Annotated in this window: 1 pseudogene; it reads right to left on the reverse strand. The window is 66.4% G+C overall.

Going from position 1 to position 1,084, the window contains the following annotated elements:
* Positions 1-25 precede the first annotated feature (25 nt).
* Positions 26-1,011, reverse strand: a pseudogene (locus ACZ6RT_RS37540) (IS5 family transposase).
* Positions 1,012-1,084 lie beyond the last annotated feature (73 nt).

Raw genomic sequence — 1,084 nt, forward strand, 5'->3', positions numbered from 1 at the left:
TAGGGCCTGTACGGACTTCGGATCTTTAGAGGGGTTGAAGGCTTCGGATCCACAAAAGGGCTCCGCGAAGATGAAGACCCGCGAGGTAGCTTTCAGGGGTCTTGTCGAAACGGAAGGCCAGGCCGCGCCACTCCTTGATCCGGTTGATGCACCGTTCTGCCGTGTTGCGCTGCTTGTAGAGCTCTGGATCGTGGGTGACCGGGCGGCCACCTCGGAAGCCGCGGTTCTTGCGGTTGGCCGCCTGATCGGTCTTTTCAGGGATGACGGCCGTGATGTGGCGGCTGCGCAGGTAGGTGCGGTTGGCGCGGGAGGAGTAGGCCTTGTCGGCGGCCACCGCGTCCGGGCGGGTACGCGGCCGGCCGACGGGCAGGCGGATCTTGATGCGGGCCAGGACGGCGCGAAACTGCGGACTGTCTCCGGCTTGGCCCGCGGTCAGCACGAACGACAGCGGACGGCAGCGGCGATCAGCCGACAGGTGGACCTTGCTGCTCAGCCCGCCCCGGGAGCGGCCCAGCCTGGCCGCTGTCAGCCGGATGCGGCGCCGTCGTCGTAACCGCCGGCGTTCGCCTTCACCGTCGTGTCCGCGGGTTTCGCCGTTGTGGGAGTTTTGCCCCTTTGACGTAGCCCCTTTTCCTGCTTGGCGGCCTTCTCCAGCGCCTTGACCAACTCGGCGTCCATGACCATTCCGGCGGCATGATGATGGGCGCGGGCCGTGGTGGAGTCCACGCTGACCAGCTCAAGGTCGGCCTGCCCGCGCGCAGCGGCCTCAGCGATCATGGCCTGCATTAGCTGCTCGAAGACGCCGGCCACCGCCCAGGAGCGGAACCGGTCATAGACGGTGGACCACGGCCCGTACTCGATGGGCAGATCCCGCCACGGGCTGCCGGTACGAAACCGCCACATCACGGCATTGAACTGCTGCCGCAGGTCCGGGATCGGGCCACGCTCACCCAACGGCAGGTGAGGATCGATCAAGGACCATTCATCATCGGTGAGTTCTCCACGCGCCATGGCGATGGCCTACCAGGACGGCAAGCCACCGCGCAGGCGAATCCCCCTGATCTCAACTCCGTACAGGCCCTAG

Source organism: Streptosporangium sp. NPDC050148 (assembly GCF_055586505.1).